The sequence below is a fragment of the Deltaproteobacteria bacterium genome (assembly GCA_035063765.1).
In the GTDB taxonomy this organism is placed as follows: Bacteria; Myxococcota_A; UBA9160; order UBA9160; family PR03; genus CAADGG01.
Map to the genome: position 1 here is coordinate 54684 of JAPSFT010000007.1, position 18746 is coordinate 73429.

At 74.9% G+C, this 18746-nt stretch carries 18 protein-coding genes; 9 read left to right on the plus strand and 9 right to left on the minus strand.

Annotated elements, in window-relative coordinates; all coding sequences use genetic code 11:
- Window positions 1–2: 2 nt before the first annotated feature.
- Window positions 3–611, minus strand: coding sequence for a hypothetical protein (locus OZ948_06710; protein MEB2344410.1), 609 nt, complete (start codon window positions 609–611; stop codon window positions 3–5).
- Between the two features lie 284 nt (window positions 612–895).
- Between OZ948_06710 and OZ948_06715 the strand changes: the two genes are divergently transcribed.
- The 9 genes from OZ948_06715 (at window position 896) to OZ948_06755 (ending at window position 9151) form a co-directional block, all read left to right on the plus strand.
- Entirely contained in the window at window positions 896–1810 is a 915-nt protein-coding gene (locus tag OZ948_06715) for an N-acetylneuraminate synthase family protein (protein ID MEB2344411.1), read from the plus strand.
- On the plus strand, window positions 1807–2835 hold the full coding sequence (locus OZ948_06720) for a hypothetical protein (GenBank protein MEB2344412.1): 1029 nt from the start codon (window positions 1807–1809) through the stop codon (window positions 2833–2835). Before OZ948_06715 ends, OZ948_06720 begins: the two co-directional genes overlap by 4 nt.
- Window positions 2832–3563: a 3-oxoacyl-ACP reductase FabG gene (locus OZ948_06725; protein MEB2344413.1), complete on the plus strand. Its 732-nt coding sequence runs from the start codon at window positions 2832–2834 to the stop codon at window positions 3561–3563. Before OZ948_06720 ends, OZ948_06725 begins: the two co-directional genes overlap by 4 nt.
- The gene (locus tag OZ948_06730) at window positions 3560–4864 is read left to right on the plus strand and encodes an ATP-grasp domain-containing protein (GenBank protein MEB2344414.1); all 1305 of its coding nucleotides are present in this window, start codon (window positions 3560–3562) and stop codon (window positions 4862–4864) included. The genes OZ948_06725 and OZ948_06730 overlap by 4 nt, the downstream gene beginning before the upstream one ends.
- Window positions 4830–5525 (plus strand): fructose-6-phosphate aldolase, encoded by a 696-nt coding sequence (locus tag OZ948_06735; GenBank protein MEB2344415.1) that lies wholly within the window; start codon window positions 4830–4832, stop codon window positions 5523–5525. The genes OZ948_06730 and OZ948_06735 overlap by 35 nt, the downstream gene beginning before the upstream one ends.
- A gap of 104 nt (window positions 5526–5629) precedes the next feature.
- Window positions 5630–6268 carry a class I SAM-dependent methyltransferase gene (locus tag OZ948_06740; GenBank protein MEB2344416.1) on the plus strand — a complete coding sequence of 213 codons (639 nt, stop codon included), beginning with the start codon at window positions 5630–5632 and terminating at the stop codon, window positions 6266–6268.
- Window positions 6269–6273: 5 nt separating this feature from the next.
- Window positions 6274–7104, plus strand: a complete 831-nt coding sequence (locus OZ948_06745; GenBank protein MEB2344417.1) for a sulfotransferase domain-containing protein — start codon at window positions 6274–6276, stop codon at window positions 7102–7104.
- Window positions 7101–8324, plus strand: coding sequence for a class I SAM-dependent methyltransferase (locus tag OZ948_06750; protein MEB2344418.1), 1224 nt, complete (start codon window positions 7101–7103; stop codon window positions 8322–8324). The genes OZ948_06745 and OZ948_06750 overlap by 4 nt, the downstream gene beginning before the upstream one ends.
- A complete protein-coding gene (locus OZ948_06755; protein ID MEB2344419.1) occupies window positions 8321–9151 on the plus strand; it encodes a sulfotransferase domain-containing protein in 831 nt (276 codons plus the stop codon). The genes OZ948_06750 and OZ948_06755 overlap by 4 nt, the downstream gene beginning before the upstream one ends.
- Here the strand turns inward: OZ948_06755 and OZ948_06760 are convergent.
- From OZ948_06760 to pseB, 8 genes are read right to left on the minus strand one after another with little or no spacing between them, the layout of a single operon-like run.
- Window positions 9127–10065 (minus strand): aldo/keto reductase, encoded by a 939-nt coding sequence (locus OZ948_06760; GenBank protein ID MEB2344420.1) that lies wholly within the window; start codon window positions 10063–10065, stop codon window positions 9127–9129. The genes OZ948_06755 and OZ948_06760 overlap by 25 nt on opposite strands.
- Entirely contained in the window at window positions 10062–10880 is an 819-nt protein-coding gene (locus OZ948_06765; GenBank protein MEB2344421.1) for an SDR family oxidoreductase, read from the minus strand. Before OZ948_06765 ends, OZ948_06760 begins: the two co-directional genes overlap by 4 nt.
- A 2-nt stretch (window positions 10881–10882) precedes the next feature.
- Window positions 10883–11623: an NTP transferase domain-containing protein gene (locus OZ948_06770; protein MEB2344422.1), complete on the minus strand. Its 741-nt coding sequence runs from the start codon at window positions 11621–11623 to the stop codon at window positions 10883–10885.
- Complete coding sequence (locus tag OZ948_06775; protein ID MEB2344423.1) at window positions 11620–12216, minus strand: hypothetical protein; 597 nt, start codon at window positions 12214–12216, stop codon at window positions 11620–11622. The genes OZ948_06770 and OZ948_06775 overlap by 4 nt, the downstream gene beginning before the upstream one ends.
- A complete protein-coding gene (locus OZ948_06780) occupies window positions 12213–14204 on the minus strand; it encodes a DUF115 domain-containing protein (protein MEB2344424.1) in 1992 nt (663 codons plus the stop codon). The genes OZ948_06775 and OZ948_06780 overlap by 4 nt, the downstream gene beginning before the upstream one ends.
- A complete protein-coding gene (locus OZ948_06785; protein ID MEB2344425.1) occupies window positions 14182–16497 on the minus strand; it encodes a hypothetical protein in 2316 nt (771 codons plus the stop codon). The genes OZ948_06780 and OZ948_06785 overlap by 23 nt, the downstream gene beginning before the upstream one ends.
- The gene (locus OZ948_06790; protein MEB2344426.1) at window positions 16494–17714 is read right to left on the minus strand and encodes a DegT/DnrJ/EryC1/StrS family aminotransferase; all 1221 of its coding nucleotides are present in this window, start codon (window positions 17712–17714) and stop codon (window positions 16494–16496) included. Before OZ948_06790 ends, OZ948_06785 begins: the two co-directional genes overlap by 4 nt.
- On the minus strand, window positions 17704–18675 hold the full coding sequence (pseB, locus tag OZ948_06795; GenBank protein MEB2344427.1) for a UDP-N-acetylglucosamine 4,6-dehydratase (inverting): 972 nt from the start codon (window positions 18673–18675) through the stop codon (window positions 17704–17706). The genes OZ948_06790 and pseB overlap by 11 nt, the downstream gene beginning before the upstream one ends.
- Window positions 18676–18746: the final 71 nt, after the last annotated feature.

The following is an 18746-nucleotide window of genomic DNA, read 5'->3' on the forward strand; positions in this document are numbered from 1 at the left end:
GTTCAGCCCTCCGCCGCAGCGGCGGCACCGGCCGTGTGGAGCGCCCGGAGCCGGCCGGCGAGCGCCTCGACCCGCGCCGCCAGCTCGTAGTCGAGCAGGTCGGCGAGCGCCAGGAGGTCTCCGCGCTCATGGGCGGCGACTGCGGCCGCCAGTGGCGCGCGCAGCGCGATGGCGGTGGCGGCGGGCAGGTCGCGCGCCTCGGTGAGAGCGGCGCCCACGACCGCGAGAGCGTGCAGGAGCATCTCGAGCGCTTCGCAGGCCTCCGCCCACAACGCCACGGCCCGCCCGGACTCGCCCGCGCGCAGCAGGCCGGCGGCGCGCGCCAGTGCGGCCGCAAGCCCCGGCGCGTAGTCGGCGGCGCTCTCCAGCGCGTCGATCGCGACGCCACGGAGTGGACGCGAGATCACATCGATCTTCGCCACGCCGTCGCTCGCCAGCTCGTACAACTCGGGAAACTCGCTTTCGTCGATCGCCCGTCCGTCCACGTGCACCGCCACCAGCACGTGCTCTTCGCCATCCGCGTGCAGACAGGCTTCGAGCGCCGCACCCACGGTCGGGTGACGCCCTGGATCGAGCCGGTCGAGCCGACCGTTGTGGCGCAAAGCCGTCATCGGGCCCCTCCGTCGCCGACACACGAATGGATTCCGTGCGGCGCACCCACCCGCAGAGAGCAAGGACGGTGCCAAGCCCATCCGCGCGTGAGCGCTGGGCGCAGGTCGACGGGTTTCGCCCGCACGCAGGGTGCCTACCAGCGGGCCGTCGCGGCGCGCAGCCGCCGCCGCGCCGGCCGCCACCCGAAAGGCACGCCGCTTGCAGTTGCCCCCGGCGACCGCCCCTGGCCGGCTGCGAAGGGCCTGGCGATTTGCAGGATGGAGCGAACGCCTTGCAGAGCGAAATGCGCGACGAGCAGAAGCTGCCGACCGCACCGGATCCGGGACGGGTGATCTTCGTCGCCGAGGTGGCGAGCAACCACGCCCGCGACCTCGACCGCGCACTGGCCTTCGTCGATACCGCGGCCGAGATCGGCTGCGACGTCGTGAAGTTCCAGCTCTTCCGCGTACGCGAGCTGTTCGCGGCCGAGGTGCTCGCGGGCAGCGCCACGCACCGCGCGCGCGAGGCGTGGGAGCTTCCCGAAGCGTTCGTGCCCATCCTCGCCGAACGCGCACGCGCGCGCGGGCTCGGCTTCTCTTGCACGCCGTTCCATCTCGACGCCGTCGACTTGCTGGCGCCCTGCGTGGACTTCCTGAAGATCGCCTCCTACGAGCTGCTGTGGGAGGACCTGCTGCGCGCCTGCGCGCGGAGCGGGCTTCCCGTCGTGCTCTCGACCGGCATGGCAACGCTCGCGGAGGTGGAGCACGCGGCACGCGTGCTCGCCGCGAACGGCTGCCGAGACCTCGGCCTTCTCCACTGCGTGTCGCTCTACCCGACACCGCCGAGCGCCGCGAACCTGGGCGCGCTCGGCACCTTGCGCGCGCTGGCGCCGGCGCTGCCCGGCGTACGGCTACGGATCGGCTGGTCCGACCACAGCGCAGATCCCGCCGTCGTGTTGCGTGCCGTGCACCGGCACGGCGCCGAAATCGTCGAGCTGCACCTCGACCTCGACGGAGCGGGTGCCGAGTTCGAGCCGGGGCATTGCTGGCTGCCGGAGCGCGCCGCCGAGACGATCCGGCTGGTACGCACCGGTCTGGCTGCCGACGGCGACGGCACCAAGGAGCCGGACGCCGGTGAAGCCGACGAACGCGCCTGGCGCGCCGATCCGGCCGACGGCCTGCGCCCGCTCCGGACGACGCGAGCGGGGCTGGCGGCGTGAGCGTGCCCGTCGTCCTGCGCTGCTTCTTCACGGCCGGCGCGCGCTACGGCCTCGGCCACGCCATGCGCACCCTCGAAGTGGCGCGCGAGGCCGTCGACCGCAACTGGTCCGTGGCGCTGGCCCTGCGCGGTGACGCAGCGGCCCACGCGCTGTGTGCCGAGCTGCTACCCGCCGCGGAGATCGAGCCCTGGACCGGGCCCGACGACGCTGCGCGTCCCGCACGCCACCTGTTCTTCGACACGCGTGAGCCGATCGCCGAGGAGCTGCGCCGCGGCGGCGCAGCCGGTGCCCACCGCGTCGTGCTCGATCGCACCGATCACGTCGACGACGCCGAACTCAGCGTGTTGCCCAACCTGCACGGCTCCGGCCGTCGCCACCCGCGCCTGCTCCAGGGCGGGCGCTGGTGTGTGATCCCGAGGGAGTTCCGCGCGCTCGCCGCGCGTTGCGAGACACCGGCGCGCAGCGGCGTGCTCGTCACGATGGGCGGCGCCGACCCGCACGACCTGACTGGCACGCTCTGCGAGCCGCTCGGCAAGGCGCTCGCCGCCGCGGGCGCCGATCTCGGCCCCGTCCACGTGCTGATCGGCCGCTGCTTCGGGCGGCGAGAGACGCTGCTTCGGCGCATCGACCAGCTCGGCTTCCGCGTACACACGGATCTCGACCGGAGCACGCTCGGACTGCTCATGCAGCGCAGCGTGTTCGCCGTGTGCGGCTTCGGCACGACGGTCTACGAGCTGGCCTGGTTCGGAACGCCGGCCCTGTACCTCGCGCACGGCCTCGAGGACGCAGCCGACGCCGAGGGGCTGGAAGCGATCGGCGTCGGCGGCCTCGGCGGCGCCGCGCCCACCATCGAGCCGGAAGCCCTGCACCGGCGGCTGCTCGAGACGGTGCTCGATCCGGAGTGGCGCCGGCCGCGTTCCGCGCGGGCGCGCGCGCTGCTCGGCGACGGGCGGGGCGCGGTTCGGCTCGTCGAGGCGATGGACGCCGCGCGGTGCGCGATCGCGAGCGAGGGGGGACAGAGGTGAGGCTACGGGGCAAGGTGTGCCTGGTGACGGGGGGGAGCCGCGGGCTGGGTGCGGCGATCGTACGCGCCTTTGCGCGCGAGGGCGCGATTGCGGTGCCCACGTACTGCACGGGCCGCGCCGACGCGGAGAAGCTCGCGGCCGACGCCGGCTGCGCCGAGCCGCTGGCGCTCGACGTGCGCGATCGCACGAGCGTGCGCGGAGCGATGGCGACGGTGGCCGCCCGCTACGGCCGCATCGACGTGCTCGTCAACAACGCGGGCGTCAACGTGACCGGCGACTTCGACCAGATCAGCGACGCCCAGTGGGACGCGGTGCTCGACGTCGACTTGAAGGGTGTCTTCGTGTGCTGCCAGGAGGCGCTGCCGTACCTGCCGCAGGGCGGGCGCGTGATCAACGTCGGCTCGCTGTCGGGCGAGTACGGCGGCCCGCGCACCCCCTCCTACGCCGCCGCCAAGGCTGGCGTGATGGCGCTGACCCACTGCCTGGCCCGCTTCCTCGGGCCCCGCGGCATCACCGTGAACTGCCTCTCGCCGGGCGTGATCGACTCCGAGCTCACGGACCGCTCGATGCCGGCGTCGCTGCGCGACCGCATCCTGCCGACGATCCTGCTCGGCCGCCTCGGTCGACCCGACGAGGTACCCGGTGCCGCCGTCTTCCTGGCCTCCGACGAGGCCAGCTACGTCACCGCGCAGACGATCTCGGTGAACGGCGGCGCGTGGGTGCGATGAGCGCGCTGGCGGGACGCCACCTCCTGCTGGTCGGCGGGGGCCGTGAGGCGCTGCCCGGCTTCGCACGCCTGCGCGCGCTCGGCGCCCGGCTCGCGGTGAGCGACCGGGATCCCGCAGCCCCCGGCTTCGCCCTCGCCGACGAGCGCCTGCTCGCCAGCACCTACGACGCCGAGGCGACAGTGGCTGCCGCTCGCGCCCTGCACGCGCGCCTGCCGCTCGACGGCGTGCTCACGATCGCGGCCGACGTACCCGTCACCGTGGCGAGCGTCGCCGACGCGCTGGGCCTGCCCGGACTCCCGCTCGCCGCTGCACGCCGCGCGGCGGACAAGCTTGCGATGAAGGAAGCGCTGCGCGCGGGCGGCGTGCCGGTACCCGAGTTCGCTCCGGTAGCCTCCGCTGCCGACCTGAGCTCCGCGCTGCGCCGTATCGGGCTGCCAGCGATCGTGAAGCCGGTCGACAGCCGTGGCGCGCGTGGCGTGGTCCGGCTGCGCCCGGGCGACGACGTCGCGGCGGCCTTCGCCGCCGCGCAAGCGGCCTCGCCGGCGGGTCGCGTGCTGGTGGAGCGCTTCGTCCCCGGACCACAGCTCTCGAGCGAGTCCTTCGTCGCGGGCGACACGATCGCGACGCCTGGCCTCGCCGATCGGAACTACGAGTGGCTCGAGGCGTGCGCGCCGCACGTCATCGAGAACGGTGGCCTCCAGCCGGCCCGGGCGGCCACCGTGCTGGCGCCACGCGTCGACGCGCTGGTGCGCGCCGCCGCGCATGCGCTCGGCCTGCCGGGCGGCATCGTGAAGGGTGACCTCGTGGTCGACGAGGACGGCACCCTGCGCGTGATCGAGGTGGCGGCGCGGCTCTCGGGGGGCGCCTTCTGCACGCTCACGATTCCGCTCTCGACCGGTGTAGACCTCGTCGCTGCCGCCGCGTGTCACGCCGTCGGCGTTCCCGTCGATCCGACGACGCTGCGGCCGCGCCGCGCGACGCCGGTGGCGAATCGCTTCTTCCGGCCGCCGCCGGGACGATTGCGCGCGGTCACGGGCTTCGCCGCGGCGGCGCGCCTGCCCGGCGTCGCGTGGGCCGAGCTCACCGTCGAGCCCGGCGACCGGATCCGCCCGCTGACCGACCACACCTGCCGCGTCGGCTCCGTGATCGCGATCGGCGAAGGCGCCGACCAGGCGATCGCGCGCGCCGAGGCCGCCGTCGCGGCCGTGCGCTTCGATGTCGAACCCGAGGCCGCATCACCCGCGGCCGTTACGGAGGAAAACCACCGTGAAGCTCTTCCTCGATACGGCCTCGCTCGCTGAGATCGAGCGGCTCGCGCCGCTCGGCCTGGTCGACGGGGTCACCAGCAACCCGGCGTTGCTCGCGCGCGAGCCGGGTGAACCCCTCGACGTGCTGCGCGCGATCGCGGCACGCGTCGCCGGCCCCGTGTCCGCGCAGGTGACGCACGGCGACGCCAAGGAGATGGTGGCACAGGGTCGCGGACTCGCCGCGCTGGCGCCGAACGTCGTGGTCAAACTTCCCGCCGACCGCGCCGGCCTGGAGGCCGCCCGCACGCTCGGTGCGGAGGGCATCCCGTGCAACGTGACGCTCTGCTTCGAGCCCGCGCAGATCGTGGCCTTCGCACGGGTGCCCGTCGCCTACGTGAGCCTGATCCTCGGCCGCACGGAGGACTTCGGGCTCGGTGACGAGCAGCGCGTGGCGGACGCCGCCAGCCTGCTCGCGCGCCTCGGCTCGCCGACCGAGCTGCTCGTCGCGAGCGTGCGCAACCCCGGCCACCTGCGACTCGCCGCGCTGGCCGGCGCGCACGTTGCCACGGTGCCGCCCGCCACCTGGGACCTCGTACTCGACCACCCGCTCACCGGCCGGGGCCTCGACGATTTCGCACGCAGCTGGCTCACCCTGCCTGCGCCGCGCCGCGCCGCCTACGACGCGCTGGGGACCCCGTGCCCGGGCGCGTGCTAGACCGGCCTTCCGCCGCACCGGCGCCCATCGCAGACAGCGAGGCGGCGTTCTTCGCCGCCTGCGGCGCGCCTCTCGCGGAGCGACTCGCCAATTTCGAGAAGTACGTGCCGCGGCCGAGCCTGCTGCGCTTCGTGGTCCGTTACGAGCTGTTCCGCCGCGCGCTCGACGTCAAGGGCTCGGTGATCGAGTGCGGGGTGCGGCAGGGGGGGGGACTGTTCGCGTGGGCCAAGCTCTCCTCGACCCTCGAGCCCTTCGCGATCCACCGGCGCGTGATCGGCTTCGACACCTTCGAGGGCTTCCCCGCACTCTCGGCCCACGACGAGCCCGCCGCCGGGACGCCGCTCGCCGAGCGCCGCCCCGGCGGTTTCGCGCCCACGCACGACGTCCACGGCGAGCTGTCGGCGCTGGCGGAGCTCCACGACCGCGGCCGCATCCTCGGCCACCATCCCAAGATCGAGCTGGTGCGCGGTGATGCTTGCGAGACGATCCCGCGCTTCGTCGCCGAGAACCGGCACCTGCTGGTGGCGTTGCTGTTCCTCGACTTCGACCTCTACGAGCCGACCCGGGCCGCGCTCGAGCACCTGCTTCCGCGCATGCCGAAGGGCGCCGTGATCGCCTTCGACGAGGTCAACAGCGCGTACTGGCCGGGCGAGACCGAGGCGCTGCTCGAGCGGTTCGACCTGCGCCGGCTACGGCTGCGCAAGTTCCCGTTCGACCCGAACGTCGCGTGGGCGGTGCTGTGACGGCCGTGCCCTCCCGGTCGCGGGCGCCGCGGGTACTCCAATGCGGATTCCCGAAGTCGGGCAACTATGGCGTCTACCGTCTGCTGGCCGCGCTGCTCGATCGTCACGGCCTGCGCCAATCCTTCAAGCGGCGCACCGGGTTGGCCCACGTCGCCGCGACGCTGGGTGCCGAGCAGCTGCTCTTCCCGGAGGCCGCCGAGGTCGACGCCGTCTCGTTTGCGAGCGGGGCTGCGCTCCTCGAGTTCCCGCACCCGGACTGCCGCTGGCTGCCCGTCGACGCCGGACTCCTGCTCGCGGGCTCGACCTTGCTCTGGACGCACGACCCGTGCGAGGTAGCGTCCCGTCCCGAGCTCGACGCGGTCACGCACCGCGTCTACGTCGCCCGCGACGGGCGCGACGTCCTCGACTCGCTCGCCCATCACGTGGTGCGTCCGGAGATCCGGCGCCTGCACCCCGAGTACCGGCACGCGTCGCCGGCCGCGGTCTACGCCGACCTGCCGCTCTTCACGCGCTACGCCCGGCGCTGGTCCGAGCACGTGGGTTCGTACCTGAAGCACCGCGAGCGCTTCCTGCTCGTGCGCCTCGAGGACCTGGCACGTGACCCGGCCGGCACCGTGGAGCGGGTCGCAGCGGCGCTCGGGCTTGCCGTCGACGCACCCGCGCTCGGAGCGCGGCTCACGTTCGCGGCGCTCGCGCCCGATGCGCCGGGCCACCTTCGCCGCGGTGCGCCGGGGGGCTGGCGCGAAGCCTTCGGCCCCGCCCAACGGCTCGCCTTCGAAGAGGCGGCGGGCGAGGCGCTGGCCGCGCTCGGCTACACGCCGGGAGACGCGTCGTGAGCACGGCGCGCAACGTTCCGCTGGCGCGCTTCCTCGTACAGGCGAGCTCGCGCTCCTGGAAGGGCGCACCCGACCCCTGCCTGCAGCCGCTGGAAGGGCGCCCTGCCGTCGTGCATACCCTCGAGCGCGTCGCTGCACGCTGGCCGGCGCTCGGAGTGACCCTGGTGGCACCGGCCTTCGATCGCGAGGGGCCCTTCCCCGGACTCGCGCCGCGCATCGCACCGGCCCGCTTCGCGCGCCTGTTCGCCCACGACGGCGATCCGCTCGCGAGGCTCGTCGATGCAACAGCCGATCTCCCCGCCGGCGCACTCGTCGCGCGCTGCGACGGCCAGCACCCCTTCGTCGACCTCGACGTCACCGAGGCGCTGGCGGCCTGCGCGACGGCCGAGGGACTCGACTGCGCGAAGCTGCCCGACGACTTCCCGCCGGCTTTCGCCTCCGAGGTGTATCGAGTGGGCGCGCTGCGCCGGCTGGCCGCGGCGCTCCACCCGGCCCGCGACGCCGCCCTGCGCGCGTACCCGCGCCATGCGGCCTGCCGGGCGGAGAGCGGCCTGCGCTGGCGGCACTTCCCCCCGCCCCGCTACGCGCCGGCCCGCCTGCACGCCTGGCGTCGTGCCGCGCGTGCCCTCTACGACACGCCGCGCGCCGAGGGGGACCCCGCGCACCGCCAGGCCGCCGGCGACCAGTCGCGCTTCCACTACGAGCTTGCCGCCGCGCACCTCGCGTCCGACTTCCGCGTCCTCGAGGCCGCCTGCGGAGACGGCGGCGGCACACGCTTCCTGGCCGAGCGGGTGGCCGAGGTCGTCGCCGTCGACCTCGCGCGCGGCCAGCTCCCGCGACTTGCCGGGCTGCGCGCACGCCGCTGGCCGGTGCGCGCCGTCGTCGCCGACGTGTCCCGATTGCCCTTCCCCACCGGTCGCTTCGACGCCGTTACGTCGTTCGAGACGCTCGAGCACACGGTGGATCCCGAAGCCTGCCTGGCCTCGTTCGCCCGCGTGCTGCGGCCCGGCGGGGTCCTGGTGCTCTCGACGCCGCAGAGCTCGCTCGGCGCCGTGCCGCTCAACCCGCATCACCACCGGGAGTTCTCGCTCGACGAGTTGCGCGCACTGGTGACCGCGCGCTTCCGGATCCACGAACTGATCGGGATCAAGGCTGGACGCATCGTCGTCCCGGGGGATCCGGTGGGCAACAACACGGTGATGGTATGCGAGCGGCGTTGACTCCTCCGGACGGAGCCCCGCTGCGCGTCCTCCAGTGCGGCTACTCGAAGTCCGGCAACTGGCTGCTGCACGGGATCGTGGCGGCGATCCTCGGCCGGCACGGACGCTTCCGCTCCTTCGTCGAGGCGAGCGGCGTGGGAGCGGTGATCGATGGACTCTGCGGCGCCACGCGGCGCATGCCCGACGCCCACCGCGTGGACAACTTCAAGCTCGTCGACGGGCGCTGGCACGTGCAGTTCCCGGACCATCGCTGCCGCTTCCTGCCGCTCGACATCGAGCTGGCACTGGCACACTCGACGCTGGTCTGGAGCCACGATCGACCGGACGAGCTGGCGCCCTGGAGCCCACGCTTCTCGCACCGTCTCTACGTGCTGCGCGACGGCCGCGACGTCGTGAACTCGATGCTCCACTACCTGGTGACGCCCGCGATCCTGGCGCTCTACCCGGACCACCGCTTCGAGACGATCGAGCAGATCTACGGGGACCTCGACTTCTTCGCCGGCAAGGTGACGGCCTGGCGCGACCACGTGCGCGCTCTGGCCGGCCGCGCCGGTGGCTGGCGGCTGGTGCGCTACGAGGCGCTGGTCGAGGACCGAGAGGCGACGGTCGCCGCCCTCGCCGCACACCTCGGTCTGCCGGTCGACGCGTCCGCGATCGCACGCGACGCGGACTTCGCACGCATGCGCGAACAGGCGCCACGCCACCTGCGCGCGGGCCGGCGCGGCGACTGGCGACGCTGGTTCGGCACCCGGCACCGCGCGGTCTTCAAGGACCTGGCCGGGTGCGAGCTCGTCGAGCTCGGCTACGCCAGCTCCCTCGACTGGTGAGGCGATGCCGCGTTCTGCCAGCGCCAGGGATCCAGGACTGTCTCGGGGAGCGGCGGCACCAGCACCGCAAGCTCCTGCTGCAGGCGCGCCGCACGCGCGATCGCCGCGTCTGCCCGCAGGTGCGCGCCGAGCTGGGCCGCGCACTCGACGCCGATCACGAGCGCCACGCCAGGGACCGCAGCCGCAAAGCCGAGCAGCAGCGCGGGGAGCGGCAACGCATGCGCCGCGGCGAAGGCGTGGACGCGTGCGAGCGGCGGCCGCAGCGCAGCGAGTGCGGGCGGCAGGGCGTCGGGCGGCAGGAGGGCGGCGCCCTGGAGGAACACGCTGCGCACCTGCACCTCGACGCCACGCGCCGCAGCCTCGGCAAAGAAGCCGGTGCGCAGCAACCGCTGGTCGAACAGGCTCGCCGCCACCTGGACGCGCTCGACGGTGGGATCGGCGAGCGCGTCCCAGGCCTCGGCGGGGCTCGCCGCGGAGACGCCGAGCCGGCCGATCCGGCCGGCTCGGCGTTCCGCCCGTAGTCGCGCCCAGAGCGCGCCGGCCGCGGCCTCCCGGTGCGCTGCCCGGTGCAGGAGCAGCGCATCGAGGCGCTCCACACCGAGCGCCTCGCGGCTCGCGAGGAGGCTCTGCTCGACGCGCGCGTGCACCTCGGCCTCCGACGCACCCGGCGGGCAGACGTCGGGAGCGAGCTTGGTCCCCACCGTGAAACAGGTCGCGGTGGCGGCCATCGCTGCGGCGATGCGTTGCTCGCTCTCGCCGTAGGCACGCGCCGTGTCGAGCCCGCGTACGCCGGCAGCGCGCGCCAGCATGAGCAGGCGCGCCCGCTCGTCGGCGACCGGTGGTCCGCCGCGGTTGGCGATCCCGTAGGGTCCGCCCCACTGCGCGGTCCCGAGCACGAGGCGCGCCGCGATCACCAGGCGGTCCAGCCGCCGTCGACGACCAGGTCGTGGCCGGTCACGAAGCTCGCCGCGGGGGAGAGCAGGAACGCAACCGGCCCGACCAGCTCCTCGGCGGCGGCCACCCGCCCGAGCGGCGTGCGCGCCTCGAGCGCGGCCCGGAAATCGGCGTCGCCACGGATCTCGTCGCGGGGGAAGGGACCCGGCGAGACGCTGTTGACGCGGATCCCGAGCGGGCCCAGGTGGCAGGCCGCGTAGCGCGTGAACTGCACGAGGCCCGCCTTGGCTGCGCCGTAGGCCGGGGGGTTGTGCCACTGTGGATGACGCCGATAGGCAGCGGGTTGCGGTGAGACGTGGCCGTACATCGAGGCCACGTTCACGATCGCCCCGCCCCCTCCACGCATGCGTCGCGCGGCGGCCTGCGTGGCGAGGATCGGGTCGGCGAGGCCGCTCGCGAGCGCGGCGCGCGCTGTCTCCGGCGTGAGGTCCGCGAACAGCAGCCCGCCCGGGCCCCCGTAGGCGTTGTTCACCCAGCCGCCGACAGCGCCCGCCTCGCGCTCGATGCGGTCGAGGACGCGCTCGACGTCGTCGGGCCGCGCGACGTCGGCCACCTCCCAGCACACGCGACCGGCGGCGCCGCGCGCAGCCGCAGCGTCGGCGACGGCGCGGAGCGGCGCCTCGCGGCGCCCGCACACCACCACCACCGCGCCGGCCGCGGCGAGCCCGCTCGCGAGCGCGCTTCCAAGGTGCCCCCCGCCGCCCGTCACGCCGATCCCGACGCCGGCGAGCCCAAGGCCCGCGAGCGGCGGTGCAGCGACGGACGGCGGCGACACGCTCACCCCTCCGCCAGCGCCTTCTGGCGCACGTGCGCGTTGCCCGCGACGAGCGCCGGCCGCGCGTCGAGCGCACGCACCATGGCCGGGTAGTCGATCGTCACGGCCTGCGCGCCGAAGGCGGCGAAGGCTCCCTGCGCCATGGTCAGATCCGCCGGCGTGTCGACGGTCCAGCGCCACGTCGGACGCGCCGGCCAGGCCGGCGGCAGCGGCACGGCGTGGCGCGCGCCACGCGCGGCGAGCCAGGTGAGCACGTGCGCCCGGTCGTGCGCCTCGGTGGCGCCTGCGTCGGCCGCCAGGACCGCCGCGCCACGCGCTACCTGCGGCGCGTAGCCGAGCGGCAGCACGCCGCCGGCGGCCTCGACGAGCGCTACGGACGGCGGCTGCACGGCCGCTCCGGCCAGCAGGTGGTCGACGATCGCGGCGTCGGTGAAGGGGTCGTCAGCGGTGATGCGGACGATCCAGGCAGGGCGTCGCGCGCGCGCGATCTCGGCGAAGCGCGACAGCACGTCCTCCACAGCGCCGCGCTGCACATGCCATCCGAGCGCCTCGCCCCAGCGTGCGGTCACGTCGTCGTCGGGGCCGGCGGTGGTGGCGAGCCACCACTCGTCGATCCGCGCCGGCGCGAGCCGCGCCGCCAGCAGCGCGAGGAGCGGCCGGCCGGCCAGCGGCGCCAGCACCTTGTTCGGGAGCCGGGTCGAGCCAGCGCGCGCCTGCACGATGCCGACGATGGCGCCCCTCACGCCGGTTCGCCTCCGGAATCCGCGGCGGGATCCGCCGCCGTCGCCCCCGGGCAGGCTTGCGCTCCGGCGGCGGCGGGATCCGACCCGGGTGGCTCCACCCCCGCCGTGGCCGGCGGTGCCGTGTGCGCCGAGGAGCCCGGGGCGCCCGGCGATGCTGCCTCCACCACCGTGCTCGTGTCGTCCGCGCCGGCGGCCGGCGGTGATCCCGTCCCGGCCCACAGTGCCCGCGCGATCTCGGCCGGGTCGTAGGGCCGGCGCACGACGGTGCGCGCACCCGCACGCAGCGCGAGCTCGATGTGCACGCGCGTCGGCGCCTCGACAGCGAGGGCCGCTGGCACTCCTCCGGTGGCCGGGTCGTGCGCGAGCGCCTCCACCACGTCGAGTCCTGCCCGCACGCCCAGGTCCCAGGCCACGACGACTCCCCGCGCGCCGGCCAGCGCGGCAAGAGCGGCCGGCCCGAGCACGCCCGGGTCGAGAGCCACGACCGGCACGCCGCCGAGCGCGTCCGCGGCCGCCGCGAGCCGCTCGCGCTGCGCCGGACTCGGGTCGATGACGACGAGCGCCGGCGCTGCCGCCGCCCCTTCCGCGGTCATCGCGCGGCCCCGGTGATCGCCCGCGCCCGGGCGCCCGCTTCGTGCGCCGGGGCCGGCCGTCCGGGCGCCGGGCCACCGTCCTCTCGCGGTGTCGGCCCAGCTTCCGGTACCGACGCGAGCTGCTGTTCGAGCCGGTCGAGGAGAGCTCGGGCCCGCTGCGCCGCGGTGAGGGTCGCGGCGAAGAGCCGTGCCGCCTCGGCGGCGGCGCCCTCGGCGGCGGGCGTCGCGTCGGCGCGGCGCGTGGCGAGCTCGTTGCGGTGACGGTCGAGCTCGGTGAGATCGTCGAGCCAGGGCAGCGCGTCGAGCGCACGGCGCACGTCACGCTCGGCACGTCCGATGGTCCGCAGCAGCTCCGCGCGCCGGCGGAGTCCGGAGGCCTGGCGCAGCGCGCGCGGCGCCTCCGCCGCGGCGCGCGCGCCCATCCGCGCCGCCCGCTCGATCGCACCGAGCGCACGGCGCCCTGCCGCGACACGTTCCGCGAACGCCGCGACCGGCGGGCGCGACGCGATTGCGTGCGCACGATCGATCGCGCCGACGTCTACCGTCTGCGCCGGCAGCTCGCCCAGGACCTCGGCGAGCGCACGATGTGCGAGGCCCGGGATGCGCGCTCCTCCCTCGGTGCAGTTGACGATGCGTACCCCGCGCGCGGCCCAGAAGGCACCGATCGCGCGGTAGTGCTCGAGGAAGGCAGCGTAGGTGCGGGATGTGGCAACGTGGCCACCGTTCCAACCCGCCACCTGGAGCAGCTCGTCGCTAGCTCCCTCGGAAGGCGGGGCCAGGCCGAGCATCGACTTCTTCTCGGCGAGTCCCGCGAACGCGTAGCGGCCGCCGCCGAGCGTACGCAGCGACACCATGTCGTAGGCGCTGCCGCGCGCGTAGACCCGCCCGTCGGTGAAGGCGAGGTCCTGGCCGACGAGCAGGATCGGGTCGGCGCCGAGGTGCGCTGCCAGATGGACGGCGCTCTGGGCCACCGTCGCCCCGCCCGGCAGCCAGCGGCGCTCGCCGAAGCCGCGTGCCAGCCAGCAGGCCAGCCCGTTGGGCTCGGGGTAGCCGACGAAGCGCGCGCGCACCGGCGTGGCGAAGACCCGGGGATGCACCGAGGGCGGCACCACCAGCGCCAGCGACTCCGCCGGCCCGCCGTCGACGAGCTGCCCCGAGACGTCCTTGCTCTCCACCACGTGTACCAGGTCGGGTTCGATCCCGGCTCGGCGCAGCGCCGGCAAGGCCTGCCCGATCGCGATCAGCAGCACCTGCTTGCGCGCCTGCGCCAGCGTCTCGAGCTGCCGGTCGAGCGAGGGCCCGGCAGCGGCCACGACCGCCGGAACGCCCGCGAACGCGTCGAAGAGCACCGCGGCCGAGGGCGTCGCCGCGAGCGCGGGAGCGTTCTCGATCGCGAGCGCGGCCCAGGTCTCCATCATCGCGATGCGTGTGCCGGCCACCAGGTCAGCGCTGCGCTTGGTATCGGCGACGCGGCCAAGTGCCGCACGCGCCGCATCCGGCGCGAGCGCCTGGAGGGAGGGGTGCAGGAAGACGCGCACGGCGAGTCCCGCGACGTAGCGCTGCGCGAAGGCGCGCGCGAGCTCGTCGGGATCGGCCGCGAAGGCCAGCGCCGGATCGGACAGCCAGGGCAGCTCGCCGCGCAGCGCGAGCGCCGCGCGCAGACGCGCCGGTGACGGTTCGTGCACGAGCACGCGCGCCGCCGGCCGGCGGGCAAGGAAGGTCTCGAGGTGGTAGCCGAGGCCGAAGCCGACCGCGACCAGGAGGTCCACCGGCGAGGCGGCGAGCACCTCCGCTTGCGCCGCGCCCTCGCCGGCGGGGTCGTACGCGGAGGCGATCTGGCGGCCGCCCTCGACGAGCGTGGTGGCGCCCGTCGGTCCCTGGACGGCGGCGATCGCTGCGGAGTCCGCCGCCGCCACCGCCGCGGCCAGGGCCGGGTGCGCCCGGCGCAAGCGCGCCAGGTTGCGCTCAAAGTCCCGGGGTGAGGCCAACGCCGTGCTCCGTTCGGTAGGCAAGCCCGCGCTGGATCGCGCGCGCCGTGCGACGCACGCCGCCGAGCTCGCCGGCATAGCCGACCAGCGCGACGTGGAACGACTGCACACCGCGCAGGAAGGTGGCGCGCGTCTCGTCGGTCTCCGCGGCGCTCTGGTGCAGGCGCAGCAGGAAGCGGTCCTCGGCGTCCTGGAACTCGAGCAGTGGCGCGAGCGCGGCCTGGGCGCGGTCGCCGATCACGGCGACGCCGGCCCGCTCGTCGCCCGCCGCCACCCAGCCCTCGGTTGCGCCCAGGCAGGACGTCGCCGACACCGACGGCGCAGCGGCGCGCGGCTGCTCGATGCGCGTCCCGGGCGGCAGGACGAAGCGCTCGATCTCGCGACCGCCGTTCACCGTGGCGAACGTGAGCCGTGCGCGCGCGTAGGCGCCGGGCATCCAGGTGACGGCCGCCACGCGCAGCGAGCGCAAGCGCACCTCGCGCAGGTGCAGCTCGTGCAACAGGTCGAGGCGCGGGCGGTCGCGGTAGGCACGGTAGACCTTGCGCCAGGGGCCGAGAGGGGTCGGGACCTCGAGCGCCAGCACGTCTCGCAGCGGACCCGCCGCCAGGCGGCGTACCCGCGCGATCGGCTGGAGGTCCGTGACCTTCTCGCCCGGCTCGGTCACGGCCACGGCATGCCCCGAGTAGAAATCGGGCGAAAGCGCCACGTCGGAGAAGGTGCCGTGCGGGATCGTGCCGACCAGCGGGGCCGGCGCGAGCGCCGGGAAGGCGAGCGCAGCGAGCGCGCCGCCCCGGTGCGGCAGCAGGCGCGCCTGCACGGCGTCCGTCTCGAGCCGCTCTGGATCCGCGGGGGCATCCGCGTCCTGTGTCGCCGGGCCTGGCACGAGGCGCAGCTCGAGGCGCTCACCCGGCGCGAGACACGGCGCCGCCACGAGCCGGGCGGTGCGGATCGAGCCGTCGCGGTGGCGCTCGAGCACCTCGACCTGCGCGGCACCGGCAGCCAGCGCCTCGGGCCGTTCAGCGACGACCGAGGCTGCCGCGAGGCGCCCGGGAGGCAGGCGCAGCAGCACCTCGACGACCTCACCCGGCCAGGGCTCCTCCCACGGGTTCGCGAGCAGCACGTCGGTGTCAGCACTACGTAGCGGCAGCAGCGCCTCGAGCCGCTCGCGCAAGAAGGCGTCGAGCCGCCCGGCGCCGGCGTGGAAGTCCTCGAGCTTCTCCTCGGTGGCGCGCGTGCGCAGGTCGCTGCGCCAGAGCTCGACGAGAGTCCGGCACCACTCCGGGCGCCGCGCCGTGCCGAGCGGCCCCTCGAGCGCACGCACCGCATGCAGCGTGCGGTGGAGCCGGAAGCAGCGCGTGTTCTGGCCGAGCCCGTCGCGGCCCGACACCGCCCAGCGGGTCGGGTTGTAGCGCGGCTGCTTCTTGCACGGGATCGGGTCGGCCGCGCTGGCCAGCTCGACCCGCGGGCCCGGCGCGAGACCGGCGCCGGCGTCGCGAGGCAGCACGAGCGCGCAGTCGGGCCGGCGCGCGAGCGCGGCGAGCGCGCCGCGGACGCGCGTCATCTCCTCGCCGCGCTCCGCGCCGGCGGGCGCCGAATGGCCCGGCCGGTAGTCGAAGATCTCGAGGTCGCCGCCGTAGGCGCAGGCCAGGCGCGGCTCACCCGGCGCCCGCGCCGCCAGCACGAAGTCGACATAGTCGGCGAGCGGCAGGACGCCGTGGGCGACGCGTTGGAACTTCTGGAACAGCACCGAGTCGTTCCACAGCAGCGGCAAGCCGCCGGTGTTGCCGATCGCGAGCCGCGCCGGGCGGTGGCGCAGCGGGCGCAGCTCCGGACGCCGGCTGGCCGGGTTGTTCCATTCCATCACGAGCGCAGTGGCGCCCAGTTCCTCGTAGAGCGGGCCGAGGCCCTGTGCGAAGGTCTGTTCGTGCACGAACCAGGTGCCCGGTGCCGCGCCGAGCAGCGCGGTATAGACGTCGCGGCCGAGGCGCAGGTTGGCGCGGTTCACGTCCTCGGGCACGAGCGGCGCGGCGAGCTGTGCAAGCCCCGAGCCCACCACCTCGACGAGCCCGCGCCCGGCCAGTTCGCGCAGGGTCTTCACCCACTCGGGATCCTCGCGCACCAGGCGTTCGAGCGTGCGCGCCGGCAGCTCGATGCCGAGCGGTAGCCGCTCCTCGGCGCTGGTGCGCAGGAGCGGCCAGTAGCAGCGCTCGAGCACCCGCGGCACGTCCGCTTCGGGTAGCGCCGAGAAATCCAGGTTGGCGTGGAAGACCGTGAACAGCCGCAGCACGCTCATCGTCGAGCCCGCCGTAGCTCGCCACGTAGCTCGTCGAGCACCCGATCCCAGTCGGCGTCGCCCAGCCAGGGATGGAGCGGCAGCGAGAGCAGGCCCAGGTACGCCTGCTCGGCCACCGGATGGTCACCGAAGCGGGTGCCGAGACGCTCGCGGTAGAGCGGCTGGAGGTGCACCGGCACGTAGTGCACCTGTACGCCGATGCCGCGCATGCGCAGAGCGGCGAAGAGCGCGGCCCGCCCGCCGCGCAGCGTGCCTGGCTGCACGCGCACCGGGTAGAGGTGCCAGGCCGAGCGCACGCCCGGGCGCTCGGAGGGCAGTACGAGCGCGTCCTCGCCGGCCAGCGCACTCGTGTAGCGCTCGGCGAGCGCACGCCGGCGCGCCACCCGCGAGGCGAGCCGCGCCAGCTGGCTGCGGCCGAGCGCCGCTGCGGGCTCCGCGAGGCGGTGGTTGGTGCCGAGCGCGTGCAGCTCGTAGACCCAGTCGCCGCGCTGCTCGGCGTCCCATTCCGGCGGCAGGCCCAGGCCGCGACGGCCGCTGTGCGCGCGCTCGAGACCGTGGTCGCGCAGGCGGCGCACCGCGCCGGCCAGCTCGGCGTCGTCGGTCACGACGGCACCGCCCTCACCGGTGGTGATGGCCTTGGCAGGGTGGAACGAGAAGCACGCCGCGTGGCCGAGCGCGCCGGCCGCGCGCTCCCCTACCGCGGCGCCGAGTGCGTGGCAGGCGTCCTCGAGCACGAAGCGCCCGGGACCCAGCGCCTCGGCGATCGCAGCGACGTCGGCCGGGTGGCCGGCGTAGTGGACCGGGATCGCGCCGCGCGTGCGCGACGTCACGGCGCGCGCCACCGCGGCGGGATCGAGGTTGAGCGTGTCGGGCTCGACATCCGCGAAGCGCGGTCGCGCGCCGCAGGCCAGCACGGCGTTCGCCGTCGCCACGAAGGTCAGCGGCGGTACGATCACCTCGTCACCGGGCCCGACGCCGAGGGCGCCGAGCGCCGCCGTCAGCGCGGCGGTACCGCTCGTGACGGCCACACCGTGCCGGGTCCCGATCGTGCGGGCCAGCTCGGCGCCAAGCGCCTCCGCTTCCGGCCCCTGGGCGATCGCCGGGCTTGCGAGGGCACGCAGCACGGCGGCGCGATCACCGTCGTCGACGTGGTGGCGCGCGTACGGGATCGGCGGGCCGGGCGCCGGCGGCGGCGCAGGCGCCGCGCTAGCGCTCATCGCCGGCAAGCTCGTGGACGAGCTCGCGCAGCCGGTCCACGTCGAGCCACTGGCTATTGGTGTCGCTGCGGTAGGCGAAGTCCTCGGATACCGGTCGACCATCGCTGCGCGGCGTGGTGCGGGACACGACGAAGTGGGTCGCGTACTCGCGCGTGCGGTGCGCCTCCTCGGGCGTCAGGAGCATCTCGTGCAGCTTCTCTCCGGGCCGCATGCCCACCTCCTTGAGCATCGCCTCGGGCGCGATCGCGCGCGCCAGATCCACCATCCGCATGCTGGGGATCTTGGGCACGTAGATCTCGCCCCCGCGCAGGTCGTGCAGGACCTGGAGCACCAGCTCCACCGCCTGGCCGAGCGTGATCCAGAATCGACTCATCCGCAGGTCCGTGATCGGCAGCACGCCGGTCGCTGCCTGCTCCAGGAAGAGCGGGACCACGCTGCCGCGGCTTCCCAGCACGTTGCCGTAGCGCACGCAGGCAAAGCGGGTCTCGCGCGGACCGCTGTAGGCGCTGCCGTGCACGAAGAGCTTCTCGGCGCAAAGCTTGGTGGCGCCGTAGAGGTTGACCGGGTTCACGGCCTTGTCGGTCGACAGCGCGACGACCTTCGCGACGCCGGCATCGATGGCGGCATCGATCACGTTCTGGGCGCCGAGCACGTTGGTCTTGACTGCTTCGGCCGGGTTGTACTCACACAGGTGGACCTGCTTGAGGGCGGCCGCGTGCACCAGCCAGTCGACGCCGTAGAGAGCGCGCGCCAGCCGGTCGCGGTCGCGCACGTCGCCGATGAAGAACCGGAGCCGCGGGTCGTTCCCGAAGGCGCGCGCCATCTCGTACTGCTTGAGCTCGTCACGGCTGTAGATCCGGATCGTGCAATCGGCCCGTTCGCGCAGCAGGCGGCGCACGAAGGCGCGGCCGAACGAGCCGGTCCCCCCGGTGACGAGGACCTGCGGCGGTCTGGCGTCCATGGCGTTCCCCCCCCCCCGCCGCCGGGACGGAACGGCGGCGGTGTTCGATGGAGCAAGACCGATGCCAACGC